Genomic DNA, 13,818 nt, shown 5'->3' on the forward strand with positions numbered 1-13,818 from the left:
AAAAAGGCACCCTATGGGTGCCTTTTTCTTTAGCATTCGTTAACTCGAAAAGCTGATGCTTACCAGAAAGTAATGAACAAGCCCGCTGTCACTGCCATTCCAACATAGTTGTTGTTTAGAAAGGCTTGGAAACAAAGGTCTCGATCACGGTGGCGCATTAGATGTTGTTGATACACAAACAAGCTTCCCGCTACCAACAATGCCCAATAGAAGGTATCACCTAGTTGGTAATGCATGCCTAACGCAATCAGCATCGCTAGGGTGACGAGTTGCAAAGAGCCCACAATCAGCTTATCGAAGCGACCAAATAGAATCGCCGTCGATTTAATACCAATCTTCAAGTCATCATCTCGGTCAACCATCGCATATTGCGTGTCGTAAGCAATCGTCCACAACGCGTTAATCACGAAGATAAACCACACAATGCTTGGCAGTTCATTGGTTTGTGCCGCCCAAGCCATTGGTATCGCCCAACTAAACGCTAAGCCGAGAAATAACTGTGGAAGATGCGTAAAACGCTTCATGAAAGGGTAAATGAACGCCAGACCCACACCAATAAATGAGAGCTTAATGGTCAGTGGATTCATAGTGAGTACCAGCAAGAATGAAACCACGGCTAGCACTAAAAAGAGCAGAATCGCTTCTTTACTGGAAACCAAACCTGAAGGTAATGGACGCTGCTTGGTACGTTTAACATGACCATCTACTTTACGGTCAGCAAAGTCATTGATCACACAACCAGCTGAACGCATCAACACTACGCCGAGTACAAAAACAACCAATACATCAAAATCAGGCATACCTTGTGCGGCGATAATCAGTGACCACAAGGTCGGCCAAAGGAGTAACAGGGTACCAATCGGGCGATTCATTCGCGTTAATTGCCAATACGCCTTCGCTTTGGTGGCAAGCATTTACACACTCTCCTTAGAGTAAATGGGTGATGTTGGTAAAAACAGTTCTGCCACAAGCATCGGTTTATGGTTCATCCATAATCGAGAACGACGCGCGAGTAATCGCTCATCGCCTGCGTTAACCCAACCGACTTGCAGCGCATCTCGCTCCACGTTCTCAGCACTGAAAACGGTCAATCCAAGCGGGACATTACCTTGTTGAGAAAGGTCTGAGTGCTGATGATCTTCTAATGTGACTCGGGGAATCAAGGTTCGACCTAACACCCACGGTTCATCATCACCCTTTAAAATCACTTTACGCAGTAAGCAATCAAACGATGATAAAAGATGTTCCTCGTCCTGTTGCAGCATTGAGCGTTCTACAACTTGATTATGAAGCAACTCAACAGACAGGTGCTGACAGCACTTCCCCAACTTGCGGGAAAGAGAACCTTGCTCCATCAGCCACTCTTTGCTGGTTTCATTAGGAAAATCAAATGTTTCTGTACTTTGCCAATCTACATTCATTAACGAATTAAGATACAGCGATATTGGCTGATTCATACTAGTATTCAATAGGTGACTTTACACGTACAATAAAGCTTCAACTTTCGAACAAAATTAAAGCGTTCTTCGAATTGTAAACGTATTTAGATTTAGACCGCTCATTGTAACAAGACTAATGCGTTTCGAATATCGCGAATAAACTAAAGAAAAGTCACAAATATGCACAAACGTTATGTAGCCCAAATATTTCTTGCGATTACCCTACTCTTTTCAGCATCAAGTTTCGCTGAAGAGGAGTCGGCAGCTAAACTCGCCTACTTCACGCTAGAGCCAGACCTGACCACCAATTTTTACACTAAAGGTAAAAAACTGGGCTACATTCAGGTTCGCCTCGACATCATGGTGGCAAATAGTAACGACTTGGCCGCTATTGAGCATCACCAACCACTGATTCGCGATGCGGTGATTGAATTGCTTGGCAAACAAAACGAAGAAACCATTAAATCTCTATCTGGCCGTGAAGACTTAAGAAAATCCTTAGTTGAACACCTCAACAAGATTTTGCTTCCAGAGACAGGTAAAACCCTGATTGCTGACTTACTGTTTACCAAGTACCTTTATCAGTAATGATGCAAAACGAATCCCAATAAAAAAGCGGCTCATCTGGCCGCTTTTTTGTCTCTACCGTTTAGCTACTCACCATAAGAGATGAGTTAACTTCTTGCCGAGCTTGGTGCTTTCATCGCATCGATAAAGCCAATAATCACACCAGCGGCTAGGCCAGCTAAATGCGCCGTATTGGCGATAGCCATAAATGGCTGCATGTACCCAAGTACCAACCACACCAACATAAAGCCGACAATCTGTCTTGGAATGCCTAAACCAAGTTGTGGCGCCTTCGCACCAACCACCCATAAGTAACCAACCAAGGCATACACAACACCAGACAAACCACCGAAGTTTGCCCCTTCAACCCAATACTGCCCAGCGCCTGAAAGCGCAGAAGATACAGCAAAGATCTGAAGCAGCTTGAGGCTGCCTAGTTTCTTCTCAATGTCTCCTCCTAGCTGCCACCACCACAAAATATTAAATGCGATGTGCATAACAGAGAAATGTAGAACGGCATGACTCAGCCAACGCCACAATTGCCATTGCTGTCCATCAACCGCTGGGAAATGCAGGGCATTGAAAATTGCTTGGCCAAAACCGATCTGTTGCAGCGCAAAAATCACCACACACACCAACATCAGACTTAGTGTCACAGGGCCTGCTTTGGCTTTGATCATGCCCATAAAGCTTGGCGTGTGGTAATGGAAGTTGCTCTTTCTGGTCTCTGCCATGTCCCAAGACGCCGCTTGATAGCGCTTATGATTGGGGTCAGCCAGAAAACGATTCAGCTCAGCTTCGGTTTCAACCTGAAATTGGTCATCAAGAAGCCAAAGAGCAAAACGCCCTTCTCCCTCTGGAGACATCTGAATAGGAATCTGACGAGAGGCCATATAATCAATAAATGCTTGAGCAAGACGTGGATTGTCTAACACCATCAATCTAATCATTGTTACTTCCTATTCATTCTATGAGGGATGCTTGAAGCGGTTCAGGTGATGAAAGTAATTAACCTGCGATCACTGGAAGTTCAGCACGATGCCAAGCTTCGAAACCACCATCAACACTATATACCTCTTCAAAGCCTTGGTTCACTAAATATTGTGCTGCACCTTGGCTACTGATGCCGTGGTAGCACATCACTAAGATAGGTTGTTCGAACTCAACCTCATCCATGAACGACACCATCGTATCGTTAGTCAGGTGGTAGGCTGTTTTGGGGTGGGCAACCGCAAAAGATTGCGGGTCACGTATATCGACAAGTCGAGCTTCGCCTTGTTCGATGAGGGCTTGAGCGCCTTTAACATCGATATGTTTAAACTGGTCCATGACTTTCTCTTTTTATACTGATTTACTTTGCTGCCATTGTAACCTATCCCAAGGCTAACATTCACATCCACTTAATAAGGTTATCCACCAGCGATCACTTTTACACCATTTGTGGATAAATCTGTGAATTACGTGAATAGAGTGCCTTTTCAAAAATAGATCCACAACATGTAGTAATGATCCTGTTCTAACTGTGGGTTAACTGAAACATATCCCCACTCGAAAAACCCCGTCAAAGCCTTACTACACCCTGCTTTTAGACAGCTGACGAATAAACTTCTCACAGAGTTATCCACAAAATCATTTTGCAAATTTCGATCGCAAAAGTTGAGAAATCGATCCAAAACAAAAAGGCCGAGATCTCTCGATCTCGGCCTTTTCAAAATTCAGCTATTTGTTAGCTCTACTAGAAAGTAGAAGCTAATAGAAACTAGATGCTATTAGAAATCACCAACGGCTTGTTTCAATTTCTTCATCGCATTCTTTTCTAACTGGCGAACACGCTCAGCTGAGATACTGTAGGTATCCGCTAAGTCTTGCAGTGTTGCTTTGTTGTCGTCTAACCAACGTGAGCGAACAATGTGTTGGCTACGCTCGTCTAAGCTTGCTAGTGCTAGCCCTAGGCGATTATTGGTGTGTGACTCCCAGTTAGCCGCTTCAACCGTCTCAGCAACGTCTGACGCTTTGTCTTCTAGGTAGTAAACTGGAGCAGTGTAAGCAGAACCGCCATCGTCATCGTCCATAGGCGCTTCAAACGTCGCATCTTGTGCTGCTAAGCGAGATTCCATCTCACGAACTTCTGAAGGCTCAACACCCAGTTCACGAGCAACCGTCTCAACTTCACCGTTATTGAACCAACCCAAACGCTTTTTAGACTTACGAAGGTTAAAGAACAGTTTACGCTGTGCCTTAGTGGTCGCAATTTTAACGATACGCCAGTTACGTAGAACGTATTCATGGATTTCAGCTTTGATCCAGTGAACAGCAAACGAGACAAGACGAACACCAACTTCTGGATTGAAGCGCTTAACAGCCTTCATCAAGCCGATGTTACCTTCTTGGACGAGATCAGCCATTGGCAGCCCGTAGCCAGAGTAGCCTCTTGCAACGTGCACCACGAATCGTAGGTGGGAAAGGATCAAGCCTTTCGCAGCGTCGATCTCACCTTTGTAATGTAATCGCTCTGCAAGTCCACGTTCCTCTTCAGGTGTCAGCATTGGGTAGCTGTTCGCTGAGCGGATATAGCTATCTAAACTATCTTGTGTGACTAAAGCCATTTGATACGCTTGGTTTGCCATTCGGTTCCTCATCAATCTCTGATCTGGAGTAATACATCTATTAAAACCCGACAATCTTGAACCTAAAATGAACAGGTTTCAAGGAGGGGGAAGTAATTATGCATAATCAATTCGTCTATACAAGGCAAAAACTGGTTAAGAAGTGCCTATTTTTCGTCTAAATATGACTCTATTCACCTAAACTGGTTCAATTTCTTTTAGGTGACGCTGTGCAGAAAGCTTCGCAGCCACACTACCAAGCAGGGTTCCGACGATCAAAAGCAGTAAAGATTCATCCCAACTCAGACCAATTAAACGGAAGTGGCTGTCGTATAGCTGAGCCAAGTCATCCACTGCGCTGTTCAGCAATACGGTAATCAATGCCGTCATTACCCAAGCGCTAATCGAACCTAAAACGCCAAACCACATCCCTGCATAAAGGTATGGTCGAAGAATGTAGCTGTCGGTCGCACCAATCAGCTTCATGGTTTGAATCTCTTCTTTATGCGCCAACACATTAAATCGTAGTGTATTGCCGATAATCAGAAATACCGCGCCCAACATCAATACCGTTAAGGTAATCACGATGACAGCCGCTAATGCTTTGATCGCATCTAATCGCGCTAACCAATCTTCGTCTAGGCGAACATCGGTGACTAATTCTTGTTGTTTAACTGTGCCTGCCAGCTCTTTAATTAAGGTATCGCTGTGTACGCTTGGCGTAATCACCAGCACACCTGGCAGTGAATAATCGTCGAGGATGGTTAGGGCATCTTCAAAACCAGAATACTGGCTGAGGTCTGCAAGCCCTTGCTGCGGAGAAATGTACTCCACCAGCTCAACTTGATCCCAACTTTCGATTTCATCCTTGAGCACCATTACTCGTGGCTCAGGAATACCATCCTCTACATAAGCACTTATTTGTGACGGGCTAGTGACATCTTGCGCTACTTCACCCACATTTTTACCTAATAGGTACAAACAAGCTGGCATCGCCAACGCCATTGAGATCACCGCAAGGGTCAGCAAGTTGCCTAACGGGCGCTGCCACATTTGCGAGAACGATGACTTGGCTTGTTTCCAGTGAACAACAAAGAAGCCGTCGCTTGAAGCGCGGTTTGCTGCTCGATTAGATTGAGGTTTTTTGATGCGCTTATTCGCGGCCATAATCTTCAACCTCACTCAAAAATCCTTGGTTTAATTCAAGATGGCGGTACTGAGGGCGAGTGTTCACTAACCCGATATCGTGCGTCGCTAGGATGATCGTCACACCTGCGCGGTTGAACTCTTCAAACAAGCGTAATACACGATTAGATAATTCAGGGTCTAGGTTACCGGTGGGCTCATCGGCTAAAAGCAGAGTTGGACGGTTAACCACGGCGCGAGCAATACCCACGCGTTGTTGTTCACCACCCGAAAGTTGGCTTGGCAAGCAACGGGCTTTATCTAATAAACCGGTTTTATCCAACGCAGCACTGACTCGGCGTTTTATTTCGTTTTCAGAAATAGATTCAATACGCATAGGCAGAGCGACGTTATCGAAAATCGAACGGTCCATCAGCAGGCGGTGGTCTTGAAAAACAATTCCAATATTACGGCGTAAGAAAGGAATGTCTTTGGCTGGGATACGAGTGATATCGTGATCGTTGAACCAGACACGTCCATCGGTTGGACGCTCTATCGCGCAGATCAACTTCAGCAAGGTACTTTTACCAGCCCCAGAGTGCCCACCCAAAAAAGCCATCTCTCCACGTTTCAGGTGAAAGTCCACTTTTTGGAGCGCTTGTCTTCCACCTCGGTAGGCTTTACTCACTTGCTGAAATTTGATCACCGAAAATTCCTCTTACGATCACTAATATCAAATTTAAAAACGGTAGCAGATTAAGGATAAACCACTTTGCTACTCGCGTTACTCTTCGCGGCTAAATAGTGCTTCAATGAAGTCTTTAGATTCAAATGGACGCAGGTCATCAATACCTTCACCCACACCAATGTAGCGGATTGGAATCTGGAACTGGTCAGCAATTGAGAAAATTACACCACCTTTCGCCGTACCATCTAGCTTAGTCAGTGTAATACCCGTAACTGGAGCCACTTCACTGAACAACTTCGCTTGGCTGATAGCGTTCTGACCTGTACCTGCATCGAGCGTTAGCATGATTTCGTGTGGCGCAGAGTCATCAATCTTCTTCATTACACGAACGATCTTGCGTAGCTCTTCCATCAGGTTGCTCTTGTTCTGCAAACGACCGGCTGTATCAGCAATCACAACATCAACACCACGAGCCTTCGCTGCTTCAATCGCATCGTAGATAACAGACGCACTGTCCGCACCCGTGTGCTGAGCGATAACTGGCACATCGTTACGCTGCCCCCAAACCTGAAGCTGTTCAACGGCTGCTGCACGGAAGGTATCACCCGCCGCTAGCATCACTTTCTTGCCTTCATTTTGGAATTGTTTCGCCAGCTTACCGATCGTAGTTGTCTTACCTACACCGTTCACACCCACCATTAAGATAACGTAAGGTGTTTTAGTGGTATCAACAACCAGTGGCTGTTCCACTTGGCTTAAGATGTCTGCCATCTCTTCTTTGAGCAGACCATAAAGCGCTTCACCGTCTTTTAGGTCATTGCGAGATGCTTTTTCTGTCAGGTTTTCAATGATCTTAACCGTGGTATTCATACCCACGTCAGCGATCAGAAGTTGCTCTTCTAGCTCTTCAAACAGGTCTTCATCGATTTGCTTGCCTTTGAACAGACCAAAGAAACCCGCACCGATGTTTGCTTTAGTGCGGCTTAGGCTGCGCTTGAGGCGAGCAAAGAAGCTTTCTGTTGGCTTTTCTTGAACTTCTTCAACCTTAGCTTGCGGAGCAGCCACTTCTTCCTGTTCTGCTTCTGCTTCTACTTCTGCTTCTGCTTCTACTTCTACTTCTGCTTCTGCTTCTGCTTCTGCTTCTGCTGCGACAGGTTGCTGCTCTTGTTGAGCTTCTTCAAGCGCTTGCTCAGGTTCAGTTGGCTTAGATTCTTCAGCTTCAGGCGCGACCTGTTCAGCCTCAACTTGTGATTCAACTTCAGTTTGATCTTCAACGCTTTCTACGTTCGCTTCATTCTGAGTTTTTGGGCTTTGTTCTTCTTCACCAAAACCAAGCCACGATAATAATCCGCGCTTCTTTTTTTCCGTCATCAGAGGAGTTTCCTAGATCTACTAATTAGCTGTATTGACTTAATACACGTCGACTCTTTGCTATTGTTATACAATACAAGCTTGTACAAACGAATAGTAAAGAAAAATGACAAAGCAGTGATAAGTTTGCTTTTAGCTTGATACACTTTGTCATTGCAAATTTATTTAATACTCGAACCCACTTAAATTGGGCTCGGTATAGTATCACTTTATTAGCGGTCAAAAAATCTATGGTAAGACGTCGCCAGCAAAACACATCACAAAAAAAGCCATCCGGAGGCTTTGTTCGAATTATTAGTGGCTCATGGAGAGGTAGAAAACTACCTGTTCATGATTTAGAAGGATTACGCCCAACCATTGACCGAGTAAAAGAGACGCTCTTTAACTGGGTGGCTCAAGATATCCCACATTCAACTTGCTTGGATGTATTTGCCGGTTCTGGTGGTCTAGGTTTTGAAGCAGCTTCTCGCCAAGCAAAAATGGTGACACTGCTCGAAATGAATCAAAAGGCGGCCAAACAGCTTTCTGATAACGCGAAAGAGCTCAAGGCAGACAACATTAATGTCGTGAATACTGATGCTATCTCTTTCCTTAAAAAACCGGGCACTCCTTACGATATGGTTTTCCTTGATCCACCATTTCGTCAAGGCTTACTGGCAGAAACAGTACAACTGCTTGAGAGTAATGGTTGGCTTGCAGACAATGCCATCATTTACGTCGAGACAGAGAAAGAACTGAAACTCGAAGCTATGCCAGAGAACTGGGAATTGCATCGCGACAAGACCACCGGACAGTCAAGCTACCGACTGTTCAATCGAATCACTGAAGAATAGGAGTTATTGAATGAAGTTCTTGCTTCCACTAGCAAAAGCAGCCATCGCCTTTGTTTGGTTTATCTTAATCGTAAATATTTTCTACCCGTTTCCGGGTAATGCTGCCATTGCGCTTTATATCATGACAGCATTCTTGTTCTTCATGCACGGCCTGCAGATGCTGATTTTCATCGGTGCATTCGGCGATAAGATCGAGATGTCACGTTGGGAGAAGTGGTCAATATTGATTTTCGGTGTCTTCGCCTTACTCGATATCCGACGCAAACACATGATGTAATCGAGCTTAAGCCTAGATATAAAACGCTTAGCTACAGAAAACATCATGACAGAAACAGTAAAGACAAAAACGCCGCTCATTTGAGCGGCGTTTTTTTATTCAGCAATGATATTGATGTTAGCCCATGTAGCCTTTCACACCATCGAGGAACATTTGCGTCGACAGCATAACCAACAACAAGCCCATCAAGCGTTCGATGGCTTTAAGGCCCCTCTCACCCAGCACTCGCAGGAAGAAGCCATTAAACATCAGAATAAAGAAGGTAGCACCCCAAGCCAGCATCACAGCACCTGAAAGCTCTAACATATTGTCAGGGTGCTGTGTCGACAACAGAATCAATGCCGCAATCACTGAAGGGCCAGCAATCATTGGGATCGCCATCGGCACAATAAACGGTTCTTCACCCGCCGCGAGGCCGGTAATACTGCCCGCACTTGGGAAAATCATCTTAATCGCGATGATGAACAGAATAATACCGCCTGAGATACTCAAGGTTTCAGGCTGCACATGCAGGAAGTTCATGATGCTTTGACCAGCAAACAAGAACAACAGCAGGATAACCAGCGCAAACATCAGTTCACGAACAAGAACAATACGGCGACGCTTCGGATCAATATGCTTAAGGATAGAGAGCACGATTGGTAGATTGCCAAGCGGGTCCATAATAAGAAACAGCATGGTTGCTGCAGATAAAATTTCCATAAGTTTGTCTCGAAAAGCGTAAGTGCGCGGAGTATAGCAGCCTCAACATTGATTTTCGAACGCAGTAATAAAAGGATTAACTTATGTAATTAGAAGGGAATTTTGCGAGAGTAAATAGAAAGGTAGAAAGGAGAAAAGTAAAAAGAGAATTTAAAGAGTGAAGTCGAAACGTCGCATCCACTCTTCTTATCTATAAAAGCCAAAGGCTCTAAAAACCAAGTCACTGGGAATCAGTGGTTACACACACGTTCGCGATTAGTGCAAAGCTTGTCATCAATAACCACGACCTTTTCCATCTTCAGGAAAAACTTCAGCAATCCATCTAAATCCAGGCCGTTTAGCTTACAGGTATGAAAACGCGCTTCTGCGCCATAAGTTTGAGCGAGCTCTTGCGTCAACTCTTCACGAGTCAGTGGCTTTTCACTCAGTAGGTTTAAAACGTTGTGTGCATGAATTTCGGTAGTCATAACTCTATCTCATGTTTAATGAACTAGACGTAGAGTACCTACTTTCATCTGAGCTGCCTTGATGCAGCTCAGAGTTAAGCGAGCTCTACCCTAAATGGTAAGGGAAGCAACAATGAGAGCGTGTGCCAGAAAGTAACTGCCCGTCACCCAAAAGTAGGCACCCTTAATTGGGCTACGATAGAAATTTAGCGCGTACGCCAATGCTGAAAGCAGCAACACGGCACAACCGGCAAAACCGACCGCATGCGACAGTTGAGGATCAAGCAACCAGAGCTCACCAGAAGCCCATGCAAGCTGAATAAGCACGATACCCATGATCACTACAGGAAAGACGAGTTTGTCTAAGCGAGGCAGAAGTAAGAAGAAAGCAACGACACAAGCCGCCAACAGCAGCGCGAACAACCACCAGACCATTTCTCCTGATAGCTGTAGCCAAAATGCTTTGCTGTAACAGAGCTGAGCCAGCAAGAAGCAAACAAAATGCAGTGGACGTTTTTGAGTAACAGTATGCAAGACATCTGCGATCGCAGAGACCGCCAACCCAGCAACGACCCAATAGGTAAAATCAGCAACGACAGATTGAGTTAAAGCAATGGTCGCCAATAATACATAGGTAAAAACCTTATACGATAAGGCCTGACCGAGATGTCCATGTTTCGTTCCTGCTATTGCTCCGATACCAGACAAGGAAACCGCCAACCAACTCCACATACCATTTGCCCTATTGCTTTAAATCGTCGCCAGTCTAGGCACACGAGTGTTGATGTAAAGCCTCAGCCCCTCAAAATTGGATCTTGATTACGCTTCCACTAAAAAGAGTCTCTTTAGATTGAAGTCGTAACAATTACCACCATGACAATGGCCATTCGTTTAAAACTAGAACGAATCATCACAAAACCCATTCAAACTAGCCTTAGAGTCGCCATACTTGAATTTTGGCCAATTCTAACCTATCGGCCTCACCAAAACCGGCCAAATTCCGGCAAATACCACACTTAAAAAATTAAAATAACCACATTCAAAGCAAATAATAACAATAACTTAAATAAACAAACTCAGGCTTAATAGGGAAATAAAAACACCAACCAAGCCTAGACTTGCAAAGTAGCCGGTTTTCTTTTTTAAATCCCAGTTTTGTCAGGTTATTTCAAACCCCCGGTAAAAATCGCCACAAAAACCAAGCCGAAAATTTAAAAAACCAACCAAAACCAACCTAGCCACCACCAGCCCTTATTAATGCAGTTTAACAACCTTTAACAATATAAATTACACAAAACAACCATTATAAAACAACAGGTTAAATCAAATTAGAGCAAACATAAATCACAACGAACAAAATAAGAACACACCATAAAACACAGTTAAATGCAGCCAAACAAGCCAAAAACTCATAGTTTTCTACTACTTTTAAAGCTTTCGAAAGTAATTCTTGATCTAAAGCCATAAGTAGTGCTATTCTTTAAAACATAGCGAGAGACAACCAAATTTAGGAGTAGTGTTATGATTTCATCTTCGCAAAGACAAGGACTTGTAATGATCGCGGTAGTTGTAGGTCTAATGACACTACCGATGATGTACTAAGCAAGTTACAGATAAAAAAAGGGACGCCATGAGCGTCCCTTTTTTTTGTTCAATTTGTTCACTTCGAAAACAGATGCAGTGTTAGCACATCCCAGTTCGCATAATAGAAACCTGCGGCAGCTAAAGTCATTGCCATCATCAGTAAGATCGCAACTCGCCAGATAAAACGACCACTACGTGGAGTCAGCTCCTTCTCACAGTCGTTACACATCATGATGAACTTATGTTGGTCTTCCAACTTAGCCTCATGTTCATTGACTACCTTATTACGACACGTTGCGATATAGCGCAGCTTGCTCACCATATCGTGCGGTAGCCTTTCTTCACAGCTTGTTACAAGCTCATGCAATCCTTCGCCTTCGGCATGATATTGAAGCCTCAATAATTTCTCTATATTGCGAGTTCTTGTCACCACTTTTTCAATATCGGTCATCTTGGCCCTCCCACTCCACACTATAATTCTAGTCGAGCATTTCCCTATTCTTATACAAAATCACTGTTATTTACGAGAGAAAGAGACAATAAATAACAATGCTTTATCCCAAACTGACCATTAAATGTGATGTCTGCCGAAAAATAATCAGCTTGGCTTACAACAGTTCACGAATAACGGCTTTAAACACATATCCCTATTGCCTGAAAGACTAGAATAACCATCACGACTACATGGAGGTTATATGCCTAATTCACTCTTTTTTGCCATCTTTGCACTCGCAGCTCTAGCGGCTTGGGTATTTATTGGTTTCTATCGAAAACACTCGCAAGGTGAAAATGCGCCAGAGAAGAAAGTGAATGTCACGGTGTTAGACAAACAATCCATCGACCTTCATGACGCAGAACCGGGCCAAGAAGATCAAGAGTACTGGATTTACGTTCAACGTGGTGTGGTTGGTCCGAAGCGAGAATTCCAAGTCGGCATCCACTATTTCCACGCCCTTAACCCTGGCGACAAAGGAACCTTAACCTACCAAGGCGATAAGTTCTTACACTTTGCGTTGAAGCGCTAAACGTCAGCCGCTTCAACTTTCGTCCCTAAGCAATCCATCAGAAAGCCTTAGTACTCACCGCTAAGGCAATAACCAACGTGTTTTCTCTGACTTAGACACCAACCAGCTCATCCATAACGCGCCAGCTCCGCTGATCACAATCCATAATGGAATGACCCATGCCGGATGTCCTTGGTACCAACCAAACTCTTTCATCGGCCACAAGAAAATCGGGTGCAGCAGGTAAATACCTAAGCTGTGCTTACTGATAAAGCCAACCACTTGGTTACTCTTCTCAGAAAGGCCTTCACCATAGTAACGGCATACCATGAACACCATGCTCGCGGCTAATACGGTATTCAACGTTTTGTAAGATAACCAGCGCCCTACCGTGTACTCTTCTGCCACCAAGCTTGCATCAACGACCATGTAAACCGTGGTTAGTAACGCTAGCCCACCCAGTAAAACACTCACGCCAACTGTCATCTTGTTAAGTGGCACAATCTTATACAGCAAGTAACCCAATGGTAAGTAACCGGTGTACAACCACAATTCGTGGCTCCAAGGGCCATCGATTTTTAGTAAGAACAGCAATGTTGTGAACAACCATACCGCCGTAAAGGCATAGACCGATCTATCACCGTACTTTCTGACCATGATCTGCAAGAACGGAATCACAAAGTAGAGTGGGATGAAGTAATAGAAGAAACCAAGATGGTAATAGGTGTAATGATGGTAGCTATTAAGCAACACGTCCCAACTGACGTCGGCATCAAAGCCCATTGCCGACCAACCCGACAGATAGGTATAGAAAAGCGACCAGACAATGAAAGGTATCAGTACCTTGCCCAGACGACGCTTGAGGTAGTATTTGGCGTCAAACGGGCGCTGATCACTGAGCATCAGTGCACCAGTAATCAAGATGAACACAGGTACTGCCCAGCGGCTGAAGCCGTTTACCGTAATGGCAGTAAGCCATTCACCGAAAGGAATAGTGCCCAATTCATTGCGATAAGGCGCCAAAACATGAATCGCGATAACCGCTACGGCCGCGACACATCGTGCTAAATCAAAAAAGAGAATTCGCTGCTTCATGTAAATGCCTGATTAATATTCAATCATTCTACTATAGCAATAAAAAAGCTGACCGGAATAAATACCAAGTCAGCTTAGTGT

At 44.4% G+C, this 13,818-nt stretch carries 17 protein-coding genes; 4 read left to right on the forward strand and 13 right to left on the reverse strand.

The window, feature by feature from the left end; genetic code table 11:
• Positions 1-59: 59 nt before the first annotated feature.
• Together ubiA and HRQ85_RS25040 are read right to left on the reverse strand one after the other, a co-directional pair.
• Complete coding sequence (gene ubiA, locus HRQ85_RS25035) at positions 60-914, reverse strand: 4-hydroxybenzoate octaprenyltransferase (protein WP_048610746.1); 855 nt, start codon at positions 912-914, stop codon at positions 60-62.
• The gene (locus HRQ85_RS25040; protein ID WP_172380854.1) at positions 915-1,457 is read right to left on the reverse strand and encodes a chorismate lyase; all 543 of its coding nucleotides are present in this window, start codon (positions 1,455-1,457) and stop codon (positions 915-917) included.
• A gap of 162 nt (positions 1,458-1,619) precedes the next feature.
• Here HRQ85_RS25040 and HRQ85_RS25045 point away from each other — a divergent pair, with 162 nt between their 5' ends.
• On the forward strand, positions 1,620-2,027 hold the full coding sequence (locus tag HRQ85_RS25045; protein ID WP_048610748.1) for a flagellar basal body-associated protein FliL: 408 nt from the start codon (positions 1,620-1,622) through the stop codon (positions 2,025-2,027).
• Between the two features lie 86 nt (positions 2,028-2,113).
• Here HRQ85_RS25045 and glpG read toward each other — a convergent pair whose 3' ends face one another.
• The 6 genes from glpG to ftsY form a co-directional block, all read right to left on the reverse strand.
• The gene (gene glpG, locus HRQ85_RS25050; protein WP_172380855.1) at positions 2,114-2,956 is read right to left on the reverse strand and encodes a rhomboid family intramembrane serine protease GlpG; all 843 of its coding nucleotides are present in this window, start codon (positions 2,954-2,956) and stop codon (positions 2,114-2,116) included.
• Between the two features lie 58 nt (positions 2,957-3,014).
• Positions 3,015-3,335, reverse strand: coding sequence for a thiosulfate sulfurtransferase GlpE (gene glpE / locus HRQ85_RS25055; RefSeq protein ID WP_017061039.1), 321 nt, complete (start codon positions 3,333-3,335; stop codon positions 3,015-3,017).
• 440 nt (positions 3,336-3,775) lie between these two features.
• Positions 3,776-4,633: an RNA polymerase sigma factor RpoH gene (rpoH, locus tag HRQ85_RS25060; RefSeq protein WP_017055518.1), complete on the reverse strand. Its 858-nt coding sequence runs from the start codon at positions 4,631-4,633 to the stop codon at positions 3,776-3,778.
• A gap of 177 nt (positions 4,634-4,810) precedes the next feature.
• Positions 4,811-5,779, reverse strand: coding sequence for a permease-like cell division protein FtsX (gene ftsX, locus HRQ85_RS25065; RefSeq protein WP_017061038.1), 969 nt, complete (start codon positions 5,777-5,779; stop codon positions 4,811-4,813).
• On the reverse strand, positions 5,766-6,443 hold the full coding sequence (gene ftsE, locus HRQ85_RS25070; RefSeq protein WP_004736585.1) for a cell division ATP-binding protein FtsE: 678 nt from the start codon (positions 6,441-6,443) through the stop codon (positions 5,766-5,768). The genes ftsX and ftsE overlap by 14 nt, the downstream gene beginning before the upstream one ends.
• A gap of 78 nt (positions 6,444-6,521) precedes the next feature.
• A complete protein-coding gene (gene ftsY / locus HRQ85_RS25075) occupies positions 6,522-7,796 on the reverse strand; it encodes a signal recognition particle-docking protein FtsY (RefSeq protein ID WP_172380856.1) in 1,275 nt (424 codons plus the stop codon).
• A 230-nt stretch (positions 7,797-8,026) separates the two neighbouring features.
• Here ftsY and rsmD point away from each other — a divergent pair, with 230 nt between their 5' ends.
• A complete protein-coding gene (gene rsmD, locus HRQ85_RS25080) occupies positions 8,027-8,629 on the forward strand; it encodes a 16S rRNA (guanine(966)-N(2))-methyltransferase RsmD (protein ID WP_017066764.1) in 603 nt (200 codons plus the stop codon).
• Between the two features lie 10 nt (positions 8,630-8,639).
• Positions 8,640-8,906 (forward strand): DUF1145 domain-containing protein, encoded by a 267-nt coding sequence (locus HRQ85_RS25085; RefSeq protein WP_016784000.1) that lies wholly within the window; start codon positions 8,640-8,642, stop codon positions 8,904-8,906.
• Positions 8,907-9,023: 117 nt separating this feature from the next.
• On the opposite strand, the gene HRQ85_RS25090 is transcribed toward HRQ85_RS25085, so the two are convergent.
• The 4 genes from HRQ85_RS25090 to HRQ85_RS25105 form a co-directional block, all read right to left on the reverse strand.
• Positions 9,024-9,608 carry a YhgN family NAAT transporter gene (locus HRQ85_RS25090; RefSeq protein ID WP_017063768.1) on the reverse strand — a complete coding sequence of 195 codons (585 nt, stop codon included), beginning with the start codon at positions 9,606-9,608 and terminating at the stop codon, positions 9,024-9,026.
• 230 nt (positions 9,609-9,838) lie between these two features.
• On the reverse strand, positions 9,839-10,075 hold the full coding sequence (locus HRQ85_RS25095; protein ID WP_017061034.1) for a YecH family metal-binding protein: 237 nt from the start codon (positions 10,073-10,075) through the stop codon (positions 9,839-9,841).
• Between the two features lie 90 nt (positions 10,076-10,165).
• Positions 10,166-10,786: a lysoplasmalogenase gene (locus HRQ85_RS25100; protein WP_050622213.1), complete on the reverse strand. Its 621-nt coding sequence runs from the start codon at positions 10,784-10,786 to the stop codon at positions 10,166-10,168.
• 928 nt (positions 10,787-11,714) lie between these two features.
• A complete protein-coding gene (locus HRQ85_RS25105; protein WP_004736595.1) occupies positions 11,715-12,089 on the reverse strand; it encodes a hypothetical protein in 375 nt (124 codons plus the stop codon).
• Between the two features lie 244 nt (positions 12,090-12,333).
• Here HRQ85_RS25105 and HRQ85_RS25110 point away from each other — a divergent pair, with 244 nt between their 5' ends.
• Positions 12,334-12,663 carry a DUF2500 domain-containing protein gene (locus HRQ85_RS25110; protein WP_172380857.1) on the forward strand — a complete coding sequence of 110 codons (330 nt, stop codon included), beginning with the start codon at positions 12,334-12,336 and terminating at the stop codon, positions 12,661-12,663.
• A 60-nt stretch (positions 12,664-12,723) separates the two neighbouring features.
• On the opposite strand, the gene HRQ85_RS25115 is transcribed toward HRQ85_RS25110, so the two are convergent.
• On the reverse strand, positions 12,724-13,737 hold the full coding sequence (locus HRQ85_RS25115) for an acyltransferase (protein WP_017061031.1): 1,014 nt from the start codon (positions 13,735-13,737) through the stop codon (positions 12,724-12,726).
• Positions 13,738-13,818: the final 81 nt, after the last annotated feature.

Origin of the sequence: Vibrio sp. Vb339 (assembly GCF_902751245.1) — a bacterium.
Classification (GTDB): domain Bacteria; phylum Pseudomonadota; class Gammaproteobacteria; order Enterobacterales; family Vibrionaceae; genus Vibrio; species Vibrio coralliirubri.